The organism is Mediterraneibacter gnavus ATCC 29149 (assembly GCF_008121495.1).
Taxonomy (GTDB): domain Bacteria; phylum Bacillota; class Clostridia; order Lachnospirales; family Lachnospiraceae; genus Mediterraneibacter; species Mediterraneibacter gnavus.
This window is the reverse complement of sequence record NZ_CP043051.1, coordinates 3,289,154-3,312,183: the sequence shown is the minus strand read 5'-3', so window position 1 is coordinate 3,312,183 and position 23,030 is coordinate 3,289,154. Positions and strand designations below refer to the sequence as shown.

At 46.0% G+C, this 23,030-nt stretch carries 20 protein-coding genes; all 20 read left to right on the top strand.

All coding sequences use genetic code 11. The annotated features are described in order from the left end of the window. Window positions 1–73: 73 nt before the first annotated feature. Window positions 74–466 carry an Asp23/Gls24 family envelope stress response protein gene (locus FXV78_RS16545; protein WP_004840251.1) on the top strand — a complete coding sequence of 131 codons (393 nt, stop codon included), beginning with the start codon at window positions 74–76 and terminating at the stop codon, window positions 464–466. A gap of 137 nt (window positions 467–603) precedes the next feature. Beyond that, the gene (nusB, locus tag FXV78_RS16540; RefSeq protein WP_004840252.1) at window positions 604–1,002 is read left to right on the top strand and encodes a transcription antitermination factor NusB; all 399 of its coding nucleotides are present in this window, start codon (window positions 604–606) and stop codon (window positions 1,000–1,002) included. Window positions 1,003–1,023: 21 nt separating this feature from the next. Then, window positions 1,024–2,238 carry an exodeoxyribonuclease VII large subunit gene (gene xseA / locus FXV78_RS16535; RefSeq protein ID WP_172624264.1) on the top strand — a complete coding sequence of 405 codons (1,215 nt, stop codon included), beginning with the start codon at window positions 1,024–1,026 and terminating at the stop codon, window positions 2,236–2,238. Between the two features lie 11 nt (window positions 2,239–2,249). Next, window positions 2,250–2,468, top strand: coding sequence for an exodeoxyribonuclease VII small subunit (gene xseB, locus FXV78_RS16530; RefSeq protein WP_004840255.1), 219 nt, complete (start codon window positions 2,250–2,252; stop codon window positions 2,466–2,468). After that, window positions 2,458–3,348, top strand: coding sequence for a polyprenyl synthetase family protein (locus FXV78_RS16525; RefSeq protein ID WP_039959188.1), 891 nt, complete (start codon window positions 2,458–2,460; stop codon window positions 3,346–3,348). The genes xseB and FXV78_RS16525 overlap by 11 nt, the downstream gene beginning before the upstream one ends. Window positions 3,349–3,361: 13 nt before the next feature. Then, window positions 3,362–5,236, top strand: coding sequence for a 1-deoxy-D-xylulose-5-phosphate synthase (dxs, locus tag FXV78_RS16520; protein ID WP_004840257.1), 1,875 nt, complete (start codon window positions 3,362–3,364; stop codon window positions 5,234–5,236). Window position 5,237: 1 nt separating this feature from the next. Continuing rightward, window positions 5,238–6,044 carry a TlyA family RNA methyltransferase gene (locus FXV78_RS16515; protein ID WP_004840258.1) on the top strand — a complete coding sequence of 269 codons (807 nt, stop codon included), beginning with the start codon at window positions 5,238–5,240 and terminating at the stop codon, window positions 6,042–6,044. A 10-nt stretch (window positions 6,045–6,054) separates the two neighbouring features. Beyond that, window positions 6,055–6,894, top strand: coding sequence for an NAD(+)/NADH kinase (locus tag FXV78_RS16510; RefSeq protein WP_004840259.1), 840 nt, complete (start codon window positions 6,055–6,057; stop codon window positions 6,892–6,894). 4 nt (window positions 6,895–6,898) lie between these two features. Beyond that, window positions 6,899–7,357 carry an arginine repressor gene (gene argR, locus FXV78_RS16505; RefSeq protein ID WP_004840260.1) on the top strand — a complete coding sequence of 153 codons (459 nt, stop codon included), beginning with the start codon at window positions 6,899–6,901 and terminating at the stop codon, window positions 7,355–7,357. Between the two features lie 8 nt (window positions 7,358–7,365). Then, the gene (gene recN, locus FXV78_RS16500) at window positions 7,366–9,039 is read left to right on the top strand and encodes a DNA repair protein RecN (protein WP_004840261.1); all 1,674 of its coding nucleotides are present in this window, start codon (window positions 7,366–7,368) and stop codon (window positions 9,037–9,039) included. Window positions 9,040–9,132: 93 nt separating this feature from the next. Further along, window positions 9,133–10,191 carry a SpoIVB peptidase gene (spoIVB, locus tag FXV78_RS16495; RefSeq protein WP_039959190.1) on the top strand — a complete coding sequence of 353 codons (1,059 nt, stop codon included), beginning with the start codon at window positions 9,133–9,135 and terminating at the stop codon, window positions 10,189–10,191. A 109-nt stretch (window positions 10,192–10,300) separates the two neighbouring features. Next, the gene (gene spo0A, locus FXV78_RS16490; RefSeq protein WP_004840263.1) at window positions 10,301–11,092 is read left to right on the top strand and encodes a sporulation transcription factor Spo0A; all 792 of its coding nucleotides are present in this window, start codon (window positions 10,301–10,303) and stop codon (window positions 11,090–11,092) included. Between the two features lie 92 nt (window positions 11,093–11,184). Then, the gene (gene glgA / locus FXV78_RS16485; RefSeq protein WP_009245815.1) at window positions 11,185–12,633 is read left to right on the top strand and encodes a glycogen synthase GlgA; all 1,449 of its coding nucleotides are present in this window, start codon (window positions 11,185–11,187) and stop codon (window positions 12,631–12,633) included. Window positions 12,634–12,659: 26 nt separating this feature from the next. Beyond that, the gene (gene metF / locus FXV78_RS16480; protein WP_004840265.1) at window positions 12,660–13,529 is read left to right on the top strand and encodes a methylenetetrahydrofolate reductase [NAD(P)H]; all 870 of its coding nucleotides are present in this window, start codon (window positions 12,660–12,662) and stop codon (window positions 13,527–13,529) included. A gap of 11 nt (window positions 13,530–13,540) precedes the next feature. Beyond that, window positions 13,541–14,191 carry a vitamin B12 dependent-methionine synthase activation domain-containing protein gene (locus FXV78_RS16475; RefSeq protein ID WP_039959193.1) on the top strand — a complete coding sequence of 217 codons (651 nt, stop codon included), beginning with the start codon at window positions 13,541–13,543 and terminating at the stop codon, window positions 14,189–14,191. After that, window positions 14,188–16,605 carry a homocysteine S-methyltransferase family protein gene (locus FXV78_RS16470; protein WP_004840267.1) on the top strand — a complete coding sequence of 806 codons (2,418 nt, stop codon included), beginning with the start codon at window positions 14,188–14,190 and terminating at the stop codon, window positions 16,603–16,605. The genes FXV78_RS16475 and FXV78_RS16470 overlap by 4 nt, the downstream gene beginning before the upstream one ends. Window positions 16,606–16,642: 37 nt before the next feature. Further along, on the top strand, window positions 16,643–18,154 hold the full coding sequence (locus FXV78_RS16465; protein ID WP_039959220.1) for a 4Fe-4S dicluster domain-containing protein: 1,512 nt from the start codon (window positions 16,643–16,645) through the stop codon (window positions 18,152–18,154). Window positions 18,155–18,270: 116 nt separating this feature from the next. Continuing rightward, entirely contained in the window at window positions 18,271–20,910 is a 2,640-nt protein-coding gene (alaS, locus tag FXV78_RS16460) for an alanine--tRNA ligase (RefSeq protein ID WP_004840269.1), read from the top strand. Window positions 20,911–21,035: 125 nt separating this feature from the next. Next, the gene (gene rpsU / locus FXV78_RS16455; protein WP_004054229.1) at window positions 21,036–21,212 is read left to right on the top strand and encodes a 30S ribosomal protein S21; all 177 of its coding nucleotides are present in this window, start codon (window positions 21,036–21,038) and stop codon (window positions 21,210–21,212) included. Window positions 21,213–21,521: 309 nt separating this feature from the next. Next, window positions 21,522–22,856, top strand: coding sequence for an NADP-specific glutamate dehydrogenase (gene gdhA / locus FXV78_RS16450; RefSeq protein ID WP_039959198.1), 1,335 nt, complete (start codon window positions 21,522–21,524; stop codon window positions 22,854–22,856). Window positions 22,857–23,030 lie beyond the last annotated feature (174 nt).

Sequence of the window (23,030 nt, the reverse complement as noted above, 5' to 3'; positions counted from 1 at the left end):
ATGCAGGGCATGTCTGATATAATATGAAAAGAAGATTAGCGCAAACAGTAGACACAAACAGGAGGGTCTTATCATGGCAAAGGACGAAAGAAATATTTATACAATACAGGATGACTCCAGCATGGGAGAAGTAAAAATAGCAGATGAAGTGGTTGGGATTATCGCAGCACTTGCCGCTACAGAGGTAGAAGGTGTGGCATCTATGGCAGGCAATATCACCAACGAGCTGATCAGCAGACTGGGAATGAAAAATCTTTCCAAAGGTGTGAAAGTAGACGTGCTGGAAGGCGTTGTGACGGTATCGTTGGCGTTGAATATGAAGTATAATTACAGCATCATGGATGTATCTGCCAAGGTGCAGGAAAAAGTAAAGAGCGCTGTGGAGAATATGACAGGACTGGAAGTTGCGGATGTCAATGTGAAAGTGGCAGGCGTGGAGATGGAGAGTCAGGAGTCTGCAAAATAGAAATTCATTGCAAAAGACAGGACAGCTGTAGTATAATAAAGGATGTCGCAGGACATCCTTTTTCTGTTTTAGAAAAAGCAAAAGCCCTGCAAAAAGAAATATGGACGAAAGAAGCATAAGGGACGGAAGGAGCCGATATGGTAAGAACAGAACTTCGGGAGCACATTTTTAAGATGTTGTTCCAGATTGAATTTAATACATTAGAAGAGATGCCAAAGCATCTGGAATTGTACTTTGAAGAGCTGACAAGCGCAAAAGAGAAGGATAAAGAGTACATACAGAAAAAGCTGGAAGCAGTGGTTGAAAAGCTGGAAGAGATCGATGCGATTTTGAATGAAAAAGCAACAGGATGGAAAACCTCCAGAATGAACAAGGTCGATCTGGCGATCCTCAGACTTGCGGTTTATGAGATCAAGTGGGATGATGATGTTCCTGTAAAAGTTGCAATCAATGAGGCAGTGGAACTTGCGAAGAAATTCAGCGGGGAAGAAGGTCCTGCATTCGTAAACGGAGTACTTGCCAAGATTGCAGATTAAAGATGGCGGGGCGGACAGATGCTGAAGAATATCTACACAGTAAAACAGGTCAATGCCTATATCAAGAATATGTTTACACAGGATTTTATGCTGAACCGGCTGTACGTCAAAGGGGAAGTGTCCAACTGTAAATATCATCCATCAGGGCATATATATTTTTCATTAAAAGATGAGTCCGGCACGATAGCCTGCGTGATGTTCGCAGGCTCACGGTCAGGGCTTTCTTTTCGTATGCAGGAAGGACAGCAGGTGGTTGTTCTCGGCTCGGTCAGTGTCTATGAGAGGGATGGCAGATACCAGATGTATGCCAGAGAGATCATTCTGGACGGAGCAGGAGAGCTGTACTTAAAGTTTGAAGCGTTAAAAAAAGAGCTGGAAGAGATGGGGATGTTCGCACAGGAGTACAAGCGACCGATTCCGCAGTTTGTAAAAAAAGTCGGGATCGTGACTGCATCTTCGGGAGCTGCGGTGCGGGATATCATCAATATTGCCGCCAGAAGAAATCCGTATGTACAGCTGATCCTCTGTCCTGCCAAGGTGCAGGGGGAAGGCGCAGCGGAAAGTATCGTGCAGGGAATCCGGATGCTGGAAGAACAAGATGTGGATGTTATGATCGTGGGACGCGGAGGCGGATCAATCGAGGATCTGTGGGCATTCAATGAAGAGATCGTTGCGCGTGCGATTTTTGAGAGCCGGGTGCCTGTGATTTCCGCAGTAGGGCATGAGACGGATACGACGATCGCGGATTATGTGGCGGATCTTCGGGCTCCGACTCCTTCGGCGGCTGCAGAGCTTGCGGTGTACGAATATCAGGCTGCAGAGAATCTGATGAAGGAATATCAGATGCGTTTGAGCAGTGCGGTTTTGAAAAAGGCGGAACAGAACCGTCAGTATTTGAAACAGGCGGCACTGAAACTGCGGCTGTTTCACCCAAGGCAGAAGCTCCTTGAGAACAGGCAGTATGCCTCAGATCTGGAGTTGCAGCTGCGCAGCCGGATGGAAGAGATCCTTCAGCAAAAGAGACACCAGTTTGCTCTTTATGTGGAAAAGATGAAGGGATTATCCCCGTTGGAAAAGCTGAACCAGGGATATGCTTATATAGAAGATGAGAAAGGCCGCCCGGTGCGGCAGATTGCAGAGGTAAAAGAAGGAGATGCGATCCGTATTTATGTATCGGACGGAATGATCGAAGCGCAGGTAAAAGGAATGACAGAAGAAATCCAATATCACGCATAAAGGAGGCAGACATGGAAAATCAGGGACAGAATACGCCCGGTCTGGAGAAATTGTTTGCAAGACTGGAAGAAGTAACAGCAGACATGGAAAAGTCAGACATTACTCTGGAAGAGTCTTTTGCATTATATAATGAGGGAATGCAGCTGTTAAAGCAGTGTAATGAGACTATTGACGCAGTAGAAAAGAAAGTTCAGGTTCTGGACGAGAATGGAGAAGTTCATGAGTTTTAAGGAGATACAAAAAGAAAAAACAGCACAGATCGAACGGATTTTAAAAGCATATCTGCCCAGGGCGCAGGGGTATCAGGAAGTGATCATGGATGCCATGAGCTATAGCATGCTGGCAGGGGGAAAGCGTTTGCGCCCAATGCTGATGCAGGAGACATACCGGCTGTTTGGCGGAGCGGACAGTGTGATCGAGCCGTTTATGGCTGCCATTGAGATGATCCATACCTATTCCCTTGTTCATGATGATCTGCCTGCCATGGATAATGATGAGTATCGCAGGGGGCGAAAGACGACCCATGTGGTATATGGGGAAGATATGGGGATCCTGACAGGGGATGCGCTTCTCAATTATGCATTTGAGACAGCAGCATCGGCATTTGAGACGGCGCCGGAAAAGAGTCTTTTGATCGGAAAAGCAATTCGTATCCTTGGACAAAAAGCAGGGATCTACGGAATGATCGGCGGTCAGGTGGTGGACGTGAAATCTTCCGGTAAGAAAATTGACGGAGAGAAACTGGAGTTTATCTACCGTTTAAAAACAGGAGCTCTGATCGAGGCTTCCATGATGATCGGAGCAGTTCTGGCAGGAGCGGACGATGAGAGTGTACAGGTAGTGGAAGAGATTGCAGCAAAAGTGGGAATGGCTTTTCAGATCCAGGATGATATTCTGGATGTGATCAGTACTACTGAAGTGCTCGGAAAACCGGTGCACAGCGATGAGAAAAATGAAAAAATGACGTATGTTGTGTGGAAAGGGCTGGATGCAGCTAAACAGGAGGTGGAGCATTTGTCCAGAAAAGCCATCTCAGACGTAAGAGCACTGAATCCAAAAGATGATTATCTGGAGATTTTGCTGGAGTCATTGATATACAGGGAAAAATAAGGGGGCATACCTTATGCTATTAGAAAAGATTCAAAAAGAAAATGATATCAAACAGTTAAAGCCGGAGGAGCTGGAAAAGCTGGCAGAAGAAATCCGTCAGTTTCTTGTGGAGAAAATCAGTGTCACAGGCGGGCATCTGGCATCGAATCTCGGTGTGGTGGAGCTGACGATGGCGCTGCATCTGGCGTTTGAACTGCCGCAGGATAAGATGATCTGGGATGTGGGACATCAGTCCTACACACACAAGATCCTGACAGGACGGCGCGCCGGATTTGACGATCTGAGAAAATATGGCGGCATGAGCGGATTTCCAAAGCGAAAGGAAAGTGAATGTGACGCATTTGATACCGGACACAGCTCCACCTCTATTTCCGCAGGCCTCGGGTACGTGGCGGCGAGAGATATCAAGGGAGAAGAACACAGCGTGATCTCTATCATCGGAGATGGAGCCATGACCGGAGGGATGGCATATGAGGCACTGAACAATGCGTCCCGTTTAAAAAGCAATTTTATCATTGTATTAAATGACAACAATATGTCAATTTCTGAAAATGTGGGCGGGATGTCCAGATATTTGAACGGACTGCGCACGGCAGAGGCATATACGGGACTGAAAAAGGGTGTTGAGGATACCTTGATGAAGATTCCGGTACAGGGTGAGAAGATCCTGTACCAGATGAAAAAGACGAAAAGCGGACTCAAGCAATTATTTGTTCCGGGTATGTTTTTCGAGGATATGGGAATCACCTACCTGGGACCGGTGGACGGGCATGATATCCGAAAGCTGTATAAGACATTTCAGGAGGCGAAGCGGGTAGATCATGCAGTTCTGGTTCATGTACTCACCAAGAAAGGAAAGGGATACGGTCCTGCGGAGGAGAATCCATCCAGATTTCATGGGATCGTTCCGTTTGACATTGAGACCGGGGAGGCAAAAGAGAAGAGCTCTAAGGACAGCTATACCGATATTTTTTCCAAAGTATTCTGTGATATTGCAAAGCAAAATGATGCAGTAGTCGGAATTACAGCAGCCATGGCGGATGGAACCGGACTTGCCAGATTTGCAAGGATGTTTCCGGATCGGTTCTTTGATGTCGGGATTGCAGAAGAGCATGCGCTGACCTTTGCAGCAGGGCTGGCAGCAGGGGGACTAAAGCCGGTTGTTGCGGTGTATTCCTCGTTTTTGCAGCGGGCGTTTGACCAGGCGATTCATGATGTGTGCCTGCAGAACCTGCCGGTGATGATTGCAGTGGACAGAGCCGGTCTGGTGGGCAGTGACGGAGAGACACATCAGGGACTTTTCGATCTGTCATTTCTGAATATGATCCCGAATATGACGATCCTTTCACCGAAAAACAGATGGGAGATGGCGGATATGGTGCGGTTCTGTGCGGATTTCCAGTATCCGGTGGCACTGCGTTATCCAAGAGGCGCCGCTTACGAGGGATTGTCGGCGTTTCGTACTCCGATCGTCTATGGAAAAAGTGAGATCCTTTATGAAGAGGAGGATATTGCGGTGATCTTTGTAGGGCACATGGCAGAGCTGGCAGTTCAGGTGCGTGACAGACTGAAAGAGATCGGATATCATTGCTCACTGATCAATGCCAGATTTGTAAAGCCTCTGGATACAGAGATGCTGGAAGCTCTGACAAAGGATCACAGACTTTTTGTGACGATTGAAGAAAATGTATTGTCCGGCGGATTTGGAGAACAGGTACTTCACTATGTATCGAGAGCAAAGCTGGATGTAGGTGTCAGATGCATCGGAATTCCGGATGACTATGTAGAACACGGCAATGTAGACTTGCTGCGCAGGGAAGTCGGACTGGATGCGGAGACGATTGTAAAACAGATTATTGCAGATTATGTGACGATAGGAAAAGATTGACATGAAAGAACGATTAGATGTATTGCTTGTAAAAAGAAATCTGGCAGAGTCCAGAGAAAAGGCAAAAGCTGTCATTATGGCAGGAAATGTGTTTGTAGAAGGACAAAGGGAGGACAAAGCTGGAACGACATTTCCGGATACGGTACAGATTGAAGTGCGCGGTCATGTGCTTCCTTATGTGAGCAGGGGCGGATTGAAGCTGGAAAAGGCGATCGCCAACTTTGACGTCAGTGTGGATGGAAAAGTCTGTACAGATGTGGGTTCGTCCACCGGCGGATTTACGGATTGTATGCTTCAAAACGGTGCCAGAAAGGTATTTGCGATTGATGTGGGAAGAGGACAGCTGGACTGGAAACTCAGACAGGATGAGCGGGTTGTGTGTATGGAGAAGACCAATATCCGTTATGTAGTGCCCGAAGATCTGGGAGAACCGATTGATTTTTCTTCCATTGATGTTTCCTTTATTTCGCTGACAAAAGTGCTGGAGCCGATCCGGAATTACCTGAAGGAAGACGGTGAGATCGTGGCGCTCATCAAGCCGCAGTTTGAGGCGGGCAGAGAAAAAGTCGGCAAAAAAGGGGTAGTCCGCGAGAAGAGTACCCACCATGAAGTGATTGAGAAAGTAGCGCTGTATGCGCAGTCCATCGGATTTAAGATTTTGAATATTGATTTTTCACCGATCAAAGGGCCGGAGGGAAATATTGAATATCTGATTCATCTGAAAAAATGGCCGCATCCGGTGGAGGATGCACTCTTGGAAGATTTGAGTCTGGTTGTGGATAGGGCATTTGAGACACTTGCAAAATAAGAGGTGTGGTATGGAGCGTTTTTATATTATTACAAATCTGATGAAAGATCCGGATTATGGGATTACAAAGGAGATTCAGAAATATATAGAACAGCATGGCAGAGAGTGTATTCTGGCAAAAGAAGATGAGCAGGGATTTATTTTTCCCGGAACTGTGCCGGAAAATGTGGACTGCGGGATCGTGCTGGGCGGTGACGGAACACTGATCCGTGCGGCAAGAGAGCTTGCAGAATATGAATTTCCGCTGATCGGGATCAATCTGGGGACGCTTGGATTTCTGGCAGAAGTGGAACGGTCGGATTTTTCATATGCGCTGGAGCGATTGTTTAAAAATCAAGTGGGATTTGAGGAGCGGATGATGCTTTCCGGTGAGGTTTCCGGCAACAGCAGTTATCAGAATGTAGCAGTCAACGACATCGTGATCACCAGAGATGGAAGTCTTCGGATCGTTCACTTTGATGTTTATGTAAACGGAACGTTGCTCAATAGCTATATGGCTGACGGTGTGATCATCTCCACTCCGACAGGAACGACAGGCTATAATCTGTCAGCAGGCGGACCGGTTGTAGAACCGACAGCCAGTATGTTTGTGATTACGCCGATCTGTTCCCATGCGCTGAATACCAGCAGTATCGTGCTTTCGGCGGAAGATACGATCGAGATTGTGATCAGCCAGGGACGATATGGAAAAGACGAGCAGGCACTGGTGACGTTTGACGGGGCAGATATGCTCCGGCTTGGTACCGGAGACCGTGTCACGATCAAAAGATCAGATCATGTGACAAGACTTGCAAAACTCAGTGAAGAGAGTTTTATGAAGACAATGAGAAAAAAGATGAAAGGAAACTAATACAATGAAAGTAAGCCGTCATGCAAAAATTATTGAACTGATCGCACAACATGACATTGAAACACAGGAAGAACTGGCAGAATATTTGAACAGAGAGGGATTTAAGGTGACTCAGGCTACCGTATCCAGAGATATCCGCGATCTGCGGCTTACAAAAGTGGCAGTGGACGGCTCCAGACAGAAATATGTGGTACTGGCACCGGAAAAGGATGAGATGAATGAAAAATATATCCGTGTGCTCAGAGACGGATATATTTCCATGGATATGGCGCAGAATATTCTGGTGATCAAGACCGTTTCCGGAATGGCAATGGCGGTAGCGGCCGCAGTAGATGCCATGAAATGGAAAGAAGTAGTAGGGTGTATCGCAGGGGACGATACGATCATGTGCGCGATCAGAAGCGTACAGGATACGGAACATGTGATGGATAAGATTCGAAAGATTGTGTCAAAAGGGATATAGGAAAAAATATGCTTCAAAATTTACATGTAAAAAATCTGGCGCTGATCGACGAGGTGGAGGTGGATTTTGGACCGGGACTCAATATTCTCACAGGAGAGACAGGAGCCGGTAAATCCATTATCTTAGGTTCCGTAAATCTGGCACTCGGCGGAAGATACAATGCGGATATGCTTCGAAAGGGCGCCAGGTTCGGACTTGTGGAACTGATGTTTTCAATTGAAAATCAGGAGTTGATCCGTCAGCTGGAAGAAATGGATATCTTTCCGGAAGACGGGATGCTGATCTTAAGCCGGAAATTGATGGAAGGCAGAAGTGTCAGCAAGATCAATGGAGAGACGGTGACGATGGGAGTACTGCGGGATGTGGCAAGTCTCCTGATTGATATTCACGAGCAGCATGAACATCAGCGTTTGTTAAATAAGCGCAATCACCTGACGTTTCTGGATGTATATGCCAAAGAGCAGGTGGAAAAGCCAAAACAGAAGATGGCCCTGGCTTACCGGGCATATCAGGAGTACAGCCGCAGGCTGGAAGCATCTGGAATGGAAGAGAAGGAGCGGCGCAAAGAGATTGATCTGACGGAGTATGAACTGCATGAGATTGAAAGCGCGCATTTACGCATGGGGGAAGACGAAGATCTGGAAAGTCTCTATCAGAGGATGACGCAGAGTAAAGACCTGACCAGTGCGGTGGCCCAGACATACCAGTACACCAGTGAAGATGACCGAAACAACGCCAGCGACCTCTTAAGCCGTGCAATCCGTTCCCTTCAGGAAGTGGAAAATTTCGATGAAAAAGGAAATGCACTGTATGGACAGCTGGTGGAGATTGACAGTCTGCTCAATGATTTTAACCGGGAACTCTCGGAGTATGCCAAAAGCTTTGAATTTTCAGAAGAAGAGTTTTATGAGACAGAGAACCGCCTCAATGAGATTAATCGATTAAAGGCAAAATATGGGAATACAGTCAATGAAATTCTGGAATACGCAGAGGAAAAACGGCAGAGACTAAATGAACTGGAGCATTATGAGACTTATATTGAAAATCTGCGGTCTCAAACCGAAGCGGCGCAAAAGGAAATGCAAAGCTGTGCCGAAAAGTTGAGTAAGATTCGAAAAAAAGCAGCTATTTCCTTTACAAAAGAGATCAAAGCAGGGCTTGAGGATCTTAATTTTCTGGATGTACAGCTGGAAATGCGTTTCTTACAAGAGGCAAAAATGTCTGCTCTGGGAATGGATGACGCGGAATTTTTTATTTCTGTAAATCCGGGAGAACCGCCAAAGCCGCTTGGAACTACGGTTTCAGGAGGTGAACTCTCCAGAATCCTTCTGGCGATCAAGACTGTGCTGGCAGATAAAGAAGACACGCCAACACTGATTTTTGATGAGATCGACTCCGGGATCAGTGGAATTACAGCCGGAAAGGTGGCAGAAAAACTGCATATCATCGGACAGAAGCGTCAGGTGATCTGTATCACCCATCTTCCGCAGATTGCGGCAGCTGCCGATGCCCACTATCTGATTCAAAAGCAGACGGATCAGACGACGACAAAAACAGGCATTTTTCCGTTGGATGAGGATGCTTCTGTGGGCGAGCTGGCGCGTCTGCTTGGCGGCGCCCAGATAACGAAAAATATTCTGGACAGTGCAAAAGAAATGAAAGAAATGGCAAAGAGAGTATAGAATTCCAGTGTGAAAATAAAAAAATGTCACATACTAAAACGGATACCTTTTGGTGTCCGTTTTTTTACGTTTGGCAGAGAGGATGTGACAAAGATGAAAAGAAAGTATAGGCAACTGGCAGCTGTTCTTATGTTCCTTGTGTGTCTCTCCGGCTGTGCGATGTCTCCCCAAAAGGAGACACAAAAGGTCAGAGAAGCCAGTACCCAGGCAGTCATGGAGGAAGGCGTCATACCAGGCGGCATGCCGGTCGGGATTTACATGGAGACGGATGGTGTTATGGTACTTGGTACAGACCAGATCACCGGCGCAGACGGAAAACAGTATCAGCCTGCAGAGAATCTGGTGCGGCCGGGAGATTACATTGTGGCATGGAATGATGAAAAGATTGAAAATAAAAAAGAACTGTTCCAGAAATTATCCGATCTGGACGAAGATCAGGTGGCGCTGACACTGCGAAGAGGGCAGCAGGAGCTGACAGTTGCGGTCAAACCCGTAGAAACGAAACCAGACGAATATAAGCTGGGAATCTGGGTGAGAGACAATGTGCAGGGACTTGGGACGATTACCTTTATGACCAGAGACGGAGCTTTTGGAGCGCTGGGGCATGGGATTCATGATATGGATACAAGCGCGCTTTTGTCGATTCGGCAGGGGACTCTTTATAAGACCAGTATTCATTCGATTCAAAAGGGACAGAACGGAATTCCAGGGAGTATGGAAGGAATGATCGTGTACAGTCATTATAATCGTCTTGGAACCATAGATAAAAATACGGAGGCGGGGATTTACGGGACGATTGAATCCGCAGAAAAACTGTTTTTGCAGCAGGAGATGGTTCCGGTGGCAGAGCGGGGAGAAATACAAAAAGGAAAAGCTGTGATTCGCTGTTATGTTAACGGAGAAGTAGAAAATTACGACATTTTGGTGACAGATATCGACGATTCCGGACAGGAAATCAACAAAGGGCTGGTGATCGAGATCACAGATCAGAGACTGCTTGATGCGACCGGCGGCATCATACAGGGGATGAGCGGAAGCCCGATTTTACAGAACGGAAAGCTGATCGGAGCGGTTACGCATGTGTTTGTACAGGATTCGGCAAAAGGCTACGGTATTTTTATTGAGAATATGTTGTCGAATCTTTCTGCCTAGTTTTGTCGAATAAGGTCTCCCTGATTTTCTTGCATTTTGGCAGATAGGGCAGATATAATGAAAAGCGTGGCGTTTAAAAGTTCAGGCAGTGAACAGAGGGAGAGGAACTATGGAACAGGTAAACGTGGCGATTGCTGACGATAATGAGCGGATTTTGGATCTTCTGGAGGAAATCATCAACATGGACAAAGAACTTCATGTTGTAGGAAAAGCAAAAAATGGGGAAGAAATGTGTCAGATCATCCGAAATAAGCAGCCGGATGTCGTATTATTGGACCTGATCATGCCGAAAATGGATGGTCTGACTGTGATGGAGAAGATCAATCAGGATAAAAATGTACAGAAGCGTCCGGACTTTATCGTAGTGACAGCAGTCGGCCAGGAGCGGATTACAGAAGATGCATTCAATCGAGGCGCAAATTACTATATCATGAAGCCGTTTAACAACGAAATGCTGTTAAATCGGATAAAAACAGTCAGAAGACCAGTGAGAAGCTGCGAAAAGAGGAATGATGAACTGTCATCACAGGTTCCATACATCAGAGAAGGGGATTTGGAGAACAGAGTGACAAACCTGCTCCATGAGATCGGAATTCCGGCACATATTAAGGGGTATCATTATCTGCGGGATTCGATCATCATGGCAGTGCAGGATATGGATGTGTTAAATGCGATCACAAAGGTGTTGTATCCAACCGTAGCAAAACGGTATCAGACGACATCCAGCCGTGTGGAGCGGGCAATCCGTCATGCGATCGAGGTAGCATGGAATCGTGGAAAACTGGATACACTGGATGAGCTGTTCGGTTATACGGTCAGTACCGGAAAGGGGAAACCGACCAACTCAGAATTCGTGGCATTGATCGCAGATACGATCCAGTTGGAATACAAACACAGATAAACCACACAGAAACCTTTGCAATCTTCGGGAAATGGAGTATAATGTAGAAAAATACTGGCTTAGTAAAACGGAGGGAAATGGGAGGGAAAGCTATGAAGAACATTTTATTTGCAGCTTCAGAATGTGTGCCATTTATCAAAACAGGAGGACTGGCAGATGTTGTCGGTTCACTTCCAAAATATTTTGACAAAAAGAAATACGATGTGCGGGTGGTACTTCCGAAGTATTCCTGTATGAACCAGAAATGGAAGGACCAGCTGGAATATATGGATCATTTTTATATGAATCTGGCGGGAGAAGACCGTTATGTAGGAATTCTGAAATATGTGCAGGACGGGATCACATTTTATTTTATTGATAACGAGTATTATTTTAATGGATTTGCACCGTATGACGGAGATCCGAGATGGAATATCGAGAAATTCGCCTTTTTCTCAAAGGCTGTGCTGAGTATCCTGCCGGTGATCGACTTCCGTCCGGAGCTGATCCATTGTCACGACTGGCAGACAGGCTTGATTCCGGTTTATCTGGACAATTTTAGATTTCTGGGTGAATATTACAGAGGAATCAAGAGTGTCATGACGATCCACAATCTGAAATTCCAGGGCGTGTGGGACACCAGCACTGTACGTCAGATCACAGGGCTTCCGGAGTATTACTTTGCTCCGGATAAGCTGGAGGCATACCGGGATGCCAATCTGTTAAAAGGCGGTATCGTCTATGCGGATAAAGTGACAACGGTAAGTCAGACATACGCGCAGGAGATCAAGACACCGTTTTTTGGAGAAGGTCTCGATGGTCTGATGAGTGCAAGATCCAATGACCTTTGTGGAATTGTAAATGGACTGGATTATGATGAGTACTGTCCATTTAAGGATACACGGATCGCAAAACGTTTTACGGTCGATACATTCCGCAAGAACAAGGTTTCCAACAAGCTGTCTCTGCAGGAGGAGCTTGGACTGGACAAGGATCCGAAGGTGATGATGCTCGGTATTGTGTCCAGACTGACCGATCAGAAGGGATTTGATCTGATTGATTATGTGATGGATGAGCTCTGCCAGGATGCAGTACAGATTGTAGTACTGGGAACCGGGGAAGCAAAATATGAGAATATGTTCCGCCATTTTGCATGGAAATATTCGAATAAAGTATCGGCCAATATTTTCTATTCAGAGGATATGTCGCATAAGATCTATGCATCTGCAGATGCATTTCTGATGCCGTCTCTGTTTGAACCATGTGGATTGAGCCAGCTGATGAGTCTGCGTTACGGCACGCTTCCGATCGTGCGGGAGACAGGCGGGCTCAAGGATACGGTAGAGCCTTACAATGAGTTCGAGAAGACAGGTACGGGATTCAGCTTTTCCAATTACAACGCGCATGAGATGCTTGGCACGATCCGGTATGCAGAGCATATTTATTATGACAAAAAGCGGGACTGGAATAAGATTGTAGAGCGTGCGATGGAACAGGATTTCTCATGGAAGAATTCTGCAAAACAGTACGAGACATTGTACAAAGAGCTTATTGGAGAATAGACAAAATATACACAGGAGAAAAATGCATGAAGATTATTGACAGACTCAGAGAAGACGGGATACATATTTCCTTTGAGATTTTTCCGCCAAAGACAGATGCGGGATATGACAAAGTAATTCGGGCAGCAGAAGAAATGGCAGGCTTAAAGCCGGAATTTATCAGTGTGACTTACGGGGCAGGCGGCGGTACCAGCAAAAACACAGCAAAGATCGCATCCTATATCAAACATGATCTGCACGTAGAAAGCCTGGCACATCTGACGTGTGCTTCTTCCACAAAAGATGAGGTGCGCAGCGTTATTGCCAGCCTGAAAGAACAGGGGATTGAGAACATTCTGGCATTGCGGGGTGATATTTCAGAAGATATGGTATTTCCGAGCGAGGATCGTTTTCATTATGCCTATCAACTCGTAGAAGAGATCCGCAGACATGGAGATTTCTGTATCGGAGCTGCGTGTTATCCGGAAGGGCATGTGGAGAATGAGCATAAAGAAGATGATATCAAGTATCTGAAACAAAAGGTAGACAGTGGTGTGGATTTTCTGACAACACAGATGTTTTTTGACAATGATATCCACTATAATTTCCTGTACCGTATTCGTGAAGCAGGAATCACTGTTCCGGTATTGCCGGGGATCATGCCGATCACAAGCGCAAGACAGATGAAACGAAGCTGTGAGTTGTCCGGAACCGTATTTCCAAGGAGATTTCAGGCAATCCTGGATCGGTTCGGGGATTCGCCGAAGGCGATGGAACAGGCAGGAATTGCATACGCTACCGACCAGATCATTGACCTGCTGGCAAACGGAGTGAAGAATATCCACATTTATTCGATGAACAGACCGGAAGTGGCAGCAGCTATCATGCATAATATTTCAGAAATCATTCAGTGTTAGGAGACGGAGTAATGGATAGAATGACAAAAGAAGCTATCCGTTATCTGGGCTATGGAAGGAATGCGGTAGATGAACAGATACTTGCTTTGATCAAAGACTCTTTTGAGGGTCTGAGATCTGCAGTAAGTCCAAAATCCATCTGCCGTATTTTTGATTTACAGCATCAGAGCGAGGAGTGCTTTCAGATTGGAAATATCCGGATGAAGAGCAGAAGTCTGGGCAGAAATTTAAAACAATGTGAGAAGCTGATTCTCTTTGGAGCGACACTGGGAACAGGAGCAGACCGGCTGATTACGCGGGCATCTCTGACAGACATGGCAAAAGCAGTGGTGCTTCAGGCCTGCGCAGCGGCCATGCTGGAGGAATACTGTGATGCGTGTCAGAGAGAAATTGCGAAGCAGCAGGAAAAAGAAGGCTGGTATCTGCGTCCGAGATTCAGTCCGGGATATGGAGATTTTGATATTCAGTATCAGAAGCCATTGATGCAGATGTTAGACTGCGCAAAAACGATCGGACTGACCATGACGGACAGTTTTATGATGACTCCGACAAAATCGGTGACAGCAGTGATCGGAATGAGCCGTATCAAAGAGCGGTGTCCGATACAGGGCTGCGAGATTTGTGAAAAAAAGGACTGTGAATATAGAAGGGATACGATATGATTTTAGAACGCTTGGGAAAAGAACTTTTATTTTTTGACGGTGGGATGGGAACCTTGCTTCAGGCAAAGGGGCTTCTTCCCGGAGAATTGCCGGAGACTTGGAATCTGACGCATGCAGAGGCAGTGCGTCAGATTCACCGCAGTTATTTTGAAGCCGGAAGTGATATTGTCCTGACCAATACATTCGGAGCAAATGCGTTGAAGTTTCACGATGAGAGCTGTTCCTTAAAAGAGATTATTTTCTCTGCGGTTTCTCATGTGAAGGAAGCGGCGAAACAGGGGGTGAGAGACAACCGGGAAGTGTATACCGCGTTGGATATCGGCCCTACCGGAAAGCTGTTAAAGCCCATGGGGGATCTGGAATTTGAGACCGCTTATGAAGCTTTCAAGGAAGTGATGATCTATGGAGAACAGGCCGGAGCAGATCTGATCCATATCGAGACGATGAGTGACACCTATGAATTGAAGGCAGCGGTACTTGCAGCGAAAGAGAATACAACCCTTCCGGTGTTTGTGACGACTATTTTTGATGAGAGAGGAAAGCTGCTCACCGGAGCGGATGTACCTTCTGTAGTTGCACTTCTGGAAGGACTGCGCGTGGATGCACTGGGGATCAACTGCGGGATGGGACCTGAGCAGATGATGCCGATCCTGCATGAGATTTTGGAATATACGTCTCTTCCGGTGATTGTCAAGCCAAATGCAGGACTTCCGAAACAGCGAGATGGTGAGACTTATTATGATGTAGAGCCGGAGCAGTTTGCAAAGACGATGGAAATGATCGTAGAAACAGGAGCCTGTGTGATCGGCGGATGCTGTGGTACGACACCGGATCACATCCGGGCAATGATCGCACAGTGTAAGGATCTTTTGATCAAAACACCGGAGAAAAAAGTTCATACGATCGTATCTTCTTACGGACAGGCAGTGATGCTTGGTACGGGATCCAGGATCATCGGAGAACGGATCAATCCGACGGGAAAGAAGAAGTTCAAACAGGCGCTCAAAGATCATGATCTGGATTATATCCTCAAAGAAGGGATCATGCAGCAGGATAATGGAGCGCATATTCTGGATGTGAATGTAGGATTGCCGGATATTGATGAAGTATCGATGATGAAAGAAGTCATTACAGAGCTTCAGAGTGTGACCAGTCTTCCGCTGCAGATCGATACCGTGGATATTCAGGCGATGGAACAGGCAATGCGGATCTACAATGGAAAATCGATGGTGAATTCAGTCAGTGGAAAACAGGAATCCATGGATGCGGTATTCCCGCTGATCCAAAAATACGGCGGTGTAGTGATCGGTCTGACGCTGGATGAAGACGGGATTCCAGAAACGGCAGACGGCCGTGTGGCAATCGCAGAGAAGATCATCCGTGAGGCGGCAAAGTATGGCATTGACAAGAAAGATCTTGTGATCGATGTACTTGCCATGACCGTCAGCTCAGAACCGGAAGGGGCAAAGATTACTCTGGAAGCACTGCACAGAGTCCGGTATGATCTTGGTGTGAATACGGTTCTTGGTGTTTCCAATATTTCATTTGGACTGCCGGGAAGACCGATCATCAATGCGAATTTTTATACGATGGCCATGTTCCAGGGATTAAGCGCCGGCATCATCAATCCTGCATCGGAAGATATGATGCGTTCCTATTATGCGTATCATGTACTGATGAATCTGGATCCGAACTGTGAAAATTACATTGGACGCTACGGAAGTGCTAATGTAGAGTTCGCTTCTGCGCCCGGAAGTATTACAACCGGCGCAGGGCGGACAGCAGGGGGGATGATGACACTGCAGGCTGCGATTGAAAAAGGCTTAAAAGAGGAAGCACATCAGATTACAAATGTGCTGATGCAGGAGAAAAAGCCGTTGGATATCATCAATGAACACTTGATTCCCGCGCTGGATACCGTGGGAAAGGGATTTGAAAAAGGAACGGTCTTTTTGCCTCAGCTTCTGATGAGCGCAGAGGCTGCAAAAACAGCATTTGCAGTTTTAAAAGAAGGGCTGGAGAACAGTGGAGACGTGCAGGAGAAAAAAGAAAAAATCGTGCTTGCGACAGTCAAAGGCGATATTCACGATATTGGCAAGAATATTGTAAAAGTTCTTCTGGAGAATTACAGTTTTGAGGTAGTGGATCTTGGAAAAGATGTGCCGCCGGAGACCATTGTAGATACTGTTGTTGCACAGCAGATTCGGCTTGTGGGATTGAGTGCGCTGATGACCACGACTGTTGTCAGTATGGAGGAGACGATCCGCCAGCTCAGAGAAAAAGCACCGTGGTGCAAAGTAATGGTAGGAGGCGCTGTCCTAAATCAGGAATATGCAGATATGATCGGTGCAGATTTTTATGGAAAAGATGCAATGCAGTCCGTGTATTACGCACAAGGACTGCTGCAGCAATAAAAAGTCACAGACAAAGGAGGAAATCAAAATGTCCAATATGAGAGGCCTGGATACCCAGGTGAGAGCAATTCGCAGACGTGTGTTCAAGGAAGTGGCAAAGCTTGGATTTGAAGCAAATTCAGAGACCCTGCTGGAAGATATGGAAGCCATTCCGTATGAGATTGTCAATGATGACACGGTAAAGTACAGAGAGAGTACGTATCGTTCCCGTGCGATCGTTCGGGAGCGACTTCGTCTTGCGATGGGACTTTCCCTGCGCCCGGAAGACAAGCCGGTACATCTGACGGCGGGAGTGCAGGAAAGTAATATTTCCGAAAAATATTATGAGCCGCCGCTGATGCAGGTGATTCCGTCTGCCTGTGAAAGCTGTGAGGAGAACAAATATGAAGTCAGCAATATGTGCAAGGGGTGTCTTGCACATCCGTGCAGTGAGGTCTGTCCGAAGGGTGCCATTTCCATGGTCAACGGAAAATCCTATATTGATCAGGAAAAATGCATCAAATGCGGAAAATGTAAGGCAGTCTGTCCGTATGATGCGATCGCGAAAAAAGAGCGCCCATGTAAAAATGCCTGTGGTGTGGGAGCGATTGTTTCTGACAAATACGGCCGTGCCTATATTGACACAGAAAAATGTGTGTCCTGCGGAATGTGTATGGTGAGTTGTCCGTTTGGAGCGATTTCGGATAAGTCCCAGATTTTCCAGCTCACAAGAGCACTACAGGAAGAGGGAAGCGAGATCATTGCGGAGATTGCACCGGCATTTGTCGGGCAGTTTGGAGAGAATATTAATCCAAGAAATATCAAGGCGGCATTGATTGAATTGGGATTCAAAGGCGTGCATGAGGTGGCGCTGGGAGCAGATATCGGTGCAGTTGCCGAGGCGCATCATTATGTAGAAAAAGTCGTGACCGGAGAGCTGCCGTTCCTTCTGACTTCCTGCTGTCCTTCCTGGGCAATGCTGGCGAAGAAATTCTTCCCGGATCTGATCGATCAGATTTCACAGGAACTGACACCAATGGTGGCAACAGCGAGAAGTATTAAAAAAGAGCATCCGAATGCCAAAGTAGTCTTTATCGGACCATGTGCGGCGAAAAAGCTGGAGGCTTCCAGAAGAAGTGTTCGAAGTGATGTGGATTTTGTAGTTACTTTTGAAGAACTGCAGGCGATGTTTGATGCCAAAGAGATTGATCTTTCCCAGTATGAAGCAGAGTCCTCTTTCCACGATGCGACAGGTGCCGGAAGAGGATATGCCTGTGCAGGCGGAGTAGCAGAAGCGATTGAAAAGTGTATCAATGAATACTATCCGGATGTGGAAGTCAGCATTGAGCATGCAGAAGGGCTTGCCGAGTGCAAAAAGACACTGACGCTTGCCAAAGCCGGAAGACTTAACGGCTGCCTGATTGAGGGGATGGGATGTCCCGGAGGATGTATTGCAGGAGCAGGAACGAATATTCCGGTATTGAAGGCGAAAAAGGATCTGGCAGCTTATGTAAAGAATTCAACTACGCTGATTCCGCCGAAAGAGCTGGAAGAAATTGAGCTAGAATAGGATTTACAAAAAAAATAAGCTGTGGTATGATAAATTAGACGTGGGTCTGCTGCAAAACGAATGTCTTGCGGCAGCCCCTTTTTGTGAGATTAGCGAATGAAACCGGAGGATAAGGTATGCAGCCATATGGAGTAAACCAATTAAGAAAAATGTTTTTGGAGTTCTTTGAAAGCAAGGGACATCTGGCAATGAAGAGTTTTTCTTTGGTGCCACACAATGATAAGAGTCTTCTTCTGATCAACTCGGGGATGGCTCCGTTAAAACCATATTTTACAGGACAGGAGATCCCGCCGAGACGCAGAGTGACAACCTGCCAGAAATGTATCCGTACAGGAGATATCGAGAATGTAGGAAAGACAGCACGTCATGGTACATTCTTTGAGATGCTTGGAAACTTCTCGTTTGGAGATTACTTTAAGAATGAAGCAATCGAATGGTCCTGGGAATTTTTGACGGAGGTAGTAGGTCTGGATCCAGACAGATTGTATCCGTCCATATACGAAGAAGATGAAGAGGCATTCGAAATCTGGAATAAGAAAATGGGGATCCCGGCAGAGCGTATTTTCCGTTTTGGAAAAGCAGACAATTTCTGGGAGCATGGTTCCGGCCCATGCGGTCCTTGTTCCGAGATCTATTATGACAGAGGGGAAAAATACGGATGCGGCAGCCCGGATTGTACGGTAGGTTGTGAATGCGACCGTTACATGGAAATCTGGAACAACGTATTTACACAGTTTGATAATGACGGACATGGACATTATTCCGAACTGGAGCAGAAAAATATTGATACCGGAATGGGACTGGAACGTCTGGCATCTGTTGTACAGGATGTGGATTCGATCTTTGATGTGGATACACTCAAGGCACTGCGTGATCACATTTGCCGTCTTGCTGATACAGAGTATGGAAAAGATGCACAGGCTGATATTTCCATCCGTGTCATCACAGACCATACACGTTCTGTGACCTTTATGATTTCTGATGGAATTATGCCGTCCAATGAAGGAAGAGGATATGTGCTCCGCCGTTTGTTAAGACGTGCATGCCGCCACGGAAGACTGCTCGGAATCGAGGGAAGCTTTATTCCGGAACTGGCACAGACCGTCATCGAAGGATCAAAAGACGGATATCCGGAACTGGAAGAAAAGAAAGACTTTATTTTAAAAGTCATTGCAAAAGAGGAAGATCAGTTTAACAAGACGATCGATCAGGGACTTGGTATTCTTGCGGAAATGACAGCGAAAATGGAAGCAGAGCAGACAACAACTCTGTCTGGCGCAGATGCGTTCAAGCTGTATGACACATATGGATTCCCGATTGATCTGACAAAAGAGATCCTGGAAGAAAAAGGAATGCAGGTGGATGAAGAGGGATTCCACGCATCCATGGAAGTTCAGAGAAAGACTGCCCGTGCAGCCCGCGGAGAGACGAACTATATGGGAGCGGATGTGACGGTTTACGAATCCATTGATCCAAGTATCACAAGTACATTTGTAGGCTATGAGAATCTGGCATGGAAGTCTCCGATTACGGTTCTGACTTCTGACACAGAAATCGTAGAAGCGCTTTCTGACGGACAGAGAGGTACTGTATTTGCAGAAGAGACTCCATTCTATGCAACAAGCGGCGGACAGGAGGCAGACACAGGAATCATCCGTACAGCAGAAGGTGAATTCAAAGTAGAAGATACAGTAAAACTTTTAGGTGGAAAGATCGGTCATGTAGGAGTGGTCATCAAAGGAATGATCAAAACAGGGGATCAGGCAGAATTGTGTGTAGATGCTGAAAAACGTGCATTGTCTGCAAGAAACCACAGTGCGACACACCTGCTTCAGAAAGCGTTGAGAACCGTTCTTGGAACACACGTAGAGCAGGCAGGATCCAGCGTGAACGAAGACAGACTTCGCTTCGACTTTTCTCATTTCTCTGCCATGACAGCGGAAGAACTGCAGAAAGTGGAAGAAATCGTGAATGAGCAGATTGTGGCAGGACTTCCTGTAAAAGTAGAAAACATGCCGATCGAAGAGGCAAGAAAGACAGGAGCACAGGCCCTGTTTGGTGAAAAATACGGAGATGTGGTACGAGTTGTCAATATGGGAGACTACTCTATTGAATTCTGTGGAGGAACTCACGTAAAGAATACAAATGAGATCATGGCGTTCAAGATTCTTTCTGAATCGGGAGTTGCTGCCGGTGTGAGAAGAATCGAGGCACTGACATCCAAGGGATTGATCCGTTACTATGACAATCTGGAAAAGAAACTGAATGAAGCTGCAAAAGTACTGAAAGCGACACCAGATAATCTGGCTGAGAAGATTGCGCATCTGACAGCAGAAAACAAGGCGCTGCACAGTGAAGTGGAAAGCTTGAAGAGCAAACTGGCACAGGATGCCATGGGAGATGTCATGGATCAGGTACAGGAGATCAAAGGTGTGAAACTTCTTGCAGCAGAGGTGGATGGAGTCGATATGAACGGGCTTCGTGATCTTGGAGATCAGCTCAAAGAAAAACTCGGAGAAGGTGTTGTTGTTCTGGCATCCGGAAATGATGGAAAAGTCAGCCTGATGGTAACTGCGACAGATGCGGCAATGAAACAGGGTGCTCATGCAGGTAACCTTGTAAAAGCCATTGCAGGTCTTGTTGGCGGTGGCGGCGGCGGTCGCCCGAATATGGCGCAGGCTGGTGGAAAGAACCCGGCAGGAATCCAGGAAGCACTGAAAAAAGCAGCAGAAGCACTGGAAGGACAACTTTCTTAAAAAAATGAAAAAAATCAGTTGACGTTTCCGGAAAATATGTTATAATTCTTTGTAGTGCAATAAAAATACCCGAACAGTCGTATGATGCACAATACCAGGCTGGAGGGGAGGTTAGGTGTGAGACTATGTCAAATGTAATCGTAAAAGAAAACGAGACGTTAGACAGCGCTTTACGCAGATTTAAAAGAAATTGCGCAAAAGCTGGAATCCAGCAGGAGATTCGTAAAAGAGAACATTACGAAAAACCAAGCGTAAGACGTAAGAAAAAATCTGAAGCTGCTAGAAAACGTAAATATAACTAATATGTGCAGATAAATAGAGTGTCGTAAGACACTCTATTTTTAATGTGAATTAAAGATTGCAGAGGCAGTTGTTCATGCAGGGGAGATTATGAGTATACGAATTATGCAATAAAGGAGAAAAATGCAGGATTTCAAATCTAAAATTTCAAAAACTTTACCGAGACAAAGTGCTAAAACAATGAAATTTGATGCAAGAAATTCTTGACAATTGGGAAATATCACTATAATATAGAAAAAGGACAAGATGTCTTGTAAAACCCGGATGCAATTTATCTATTTGGGTATTTCTATTTTCAGGAGGTAATAATGATGTCATACGTTGATGAAGTAATTGATTTAGTTGTAAAGAAAAATCCTGCAGAGCCGGAATTTCACCAGGCAGTCAAAGAAGTACTGGAATCCCTGCGAGTAGTAGTAGAAGCAAATGAGGAGAAGTTCCGTAAAGATGCACTTCTGGAAAGACTTGTTGAGCCGGAAAGACAGTTCAAATTCCGTGTGCCATGGGTTGACGACAACGGACAGGTACATGTTAACACAGGATACCGTGTACAGTTCAACAGTGCGATCGGACCTTACAAAGGAGGTCTGAGACTTCATCCTTCTGTAAACCTCGGAATCATCAAATTCCTTGGATTTGAGCAGATTTTCAAGAACTCTCTGACAGGACTTCCGATCGGTGGAGGAAAAGGTGGTTCTGATTTTGATCCGAAAGGAAAATCAGACAGAGAGATCATGGCATTCTGCCAGAGCTTTATGACAGAGTTATGCAAATATATCGGCGCTGATACAGATGTTCCGGCAGGAGATATCGGTACAGGAGCAAGAGAGATCGGATACATGTTCGGTCAGTATAAGAGAATCCGCGGAGTATTTGAAGGGGTCCTGACAGGAAAAGGGCTTACTTACGGAGGATCTCTGGCACGTACAGAGGCAACAGGATACGGACTTCTCTATCTGACACAGGAGATGCTGAAATTAAACGGAATCGAACTGGCAGGAAAAACAGTTGCAGTTTCCGGTTCCGGAAATGTTGCGATCTATGCGACAGAGAAGGCACAGCAGCTCGGAGCAAAAGTTGTGACAGTCAGCGATTCTACAGGATGGGTATATGATCCGGAAGGTATCGATCTGGCGGCACTCAAAGAGATCAAAGAAGTAAAACGTGCAAGACTTACAGAATATAAAAATTATCGTCCAAACGCAGAGTACCATGAAGGAAGAGGCGTATGGAGCGTAAAAGTGGACATCGCACTTCCGTGTGCAACACAGAATGAACTTCATCTGGAAGACGCAAAAGCACTGGTTGCAAACGGATGTATTGCGGTTGCAGAGGGTGCAAATATGCCGACCACAATGGAAGCTACAGAATACCTGCAGGAAAACGGAGTTCTGTTTGCACCTGGTAAAGCAGCGAATGCCGGTGGTGTTGCGACATCTGCTCTGGAGATGTCTCAGAACAGCGAGCGTTTAAGCTGGACATTCGAAGAGGTAGACGGAAAATTACAGCAGATCATGGTAAATATTTGCCACAATATGGCAGATGCTGCTGAGAAATATGGCGCGAAAGGAAACTATGTAGTTGGTGCCAATATCGCAGGATTTGAGAAGGTTGTAGAAGCAATGACCGCGCAGGGAATTGTATAAACGATATTACAAATCATACAAAAATAATCTCTAAAGCAAATATGTGAAATGAGCAGGCGGCAGTATTCGTCTGCTCATTTTGTGTATTCTGCTTGCTTTTTTTCAGAACAGGTGTTATAATCCATATCACTTAGAGACAGATCTGGTTTCTGAGTTCTAAAAATTCATGGAATC

Excerpts from the sequence above, each read along its gene's own strand:
- FXV78_RS16545 (WP_004840251.1), top strand. The coding sequence starts at position 74 with ATGGCAAAGGACGAAAGAAATATTTATACAATACAGGATGACTCCAGC.
- nusB (WP_004840252.1), top strand. The coding sequence starts at position 604 with ATGGTAAGAACAGAACTTCGGGAGCACATTTTTAAGATGTTGTTCCAG.
- xseB (WP_004840255.1), top strand. The coding sequence starts at position 2,250 with ATGGAAAATCAGGGACAGAATACGCCCGGTCTGGAGAAATTGTTTGCA.
- FXV78_RS16525 (WP_039959188.1), top strand. The coding sequence starts at position 2,458 with ATGAGTTTTAAGGAGATACAAAAAGAAAAAACAGCACAGATCGAACGG.
- dxs (WP_004840257.1), top strand. The coding sequence starts at position 3,362 with ATGCTATTAGAAAAGATTCAAAAAGAAAATGATATCAAACAGTTAAAG.
- FXV78_RS16515 (WP_004840258.1), top strand. The coding sequence starts at position 5,238 with ATGAAAGAACGATTAGATGTATTGCTTGTAAAAAGAAATCTGGCAGAG.
- FXV78_RS16510 (WP_004840259.1), top strand. The coding sequence starts at position 6,055 with ATGGAGCGTTTTTATATTATTACAAATCTGATGAAAGATCCGGATTAT.
- argR (WP_004840260.1), top strand. The coding sequence starts at position 6,899 with ATGAAAGTAAGCCGTCATGCAAAAATTATTGAACTGATCGCACAACAT.
- recN (WP_004840261.1), top strand. The coding sequence starts at position 7,366 with ATGCTTCAAAATTTACATGTAAAAAATCTGGCGCTGATCGACGAGGTG.
- spoIVB (WP_039959190.1), top strand. The coding sequence starts at position 9,133 with ATGAAAAGAAAGTATAGGCAACTGGCAGCTGTTCTTATGTTCCTTGTG.
- spo0A (WP_004840263.1), top strand. The coding sequence starts at position 10,301 with ATGGAACAGGTAAACGTGGCGATTGCTGACGATAATGAGCGGATTTTG.
- glgA (WP_009245815.1), top strand. The coding sequence starts at position 11,185 with ATGAAGAACATTTTATTTGCAGCTTCAGAATGTGTGCCATTTATCAAA.
- metF (WP_004840265.1), top strand. The coding sequence starts at position 12,660 with ATGAAGATTATTGACAGACTCAGAGAAGACGGGATACATATTTCCTTT.
- FXV78_RS16475 (WP_039959193.1), top strand. The coding sequence starts at position 13,541 with ATGGATAGAATGACAAAAGAAGCTATCCGTTATCTGGGCTATGGAAGG.
- FXV78_RS16470 (WP_004840267.1), top strand. The coding sequence starts at position 14,188 with ATGATTTTAGAACGCTTGGGAAAAGAACTTTTATTTTTTGACGGTGGG.
- FXV78_RS16465 (WP_039959220.1), top strand. The coding sequence starts at position 16,643 with ATGAGAGGCCTGGATACCCAGGTGAGAGCAATTCGCAGACGTGTGTTC.
- alaS (WP_004840269.1), top strand. The coding sequence starts at position 18,271 with ATGCAGCCATATGGAGTAAACCAATTAAGAAAAATGTTTTTGGAGTTC.
- rpsU (WP_004054229.1), top strand. The coding sequence starts at position 21,036 with ATGTCAAATGTAATCGTAAAAGAAAACGAGACGTTAGACAGCGCTTTA.
- gdhA (WP_039959198.1), top strand. The coding sequence starts at position 21,522 with ATGTCATACGTTGATGAAGTAATTGATTTAGTTGTAAAGAAAAATCCT.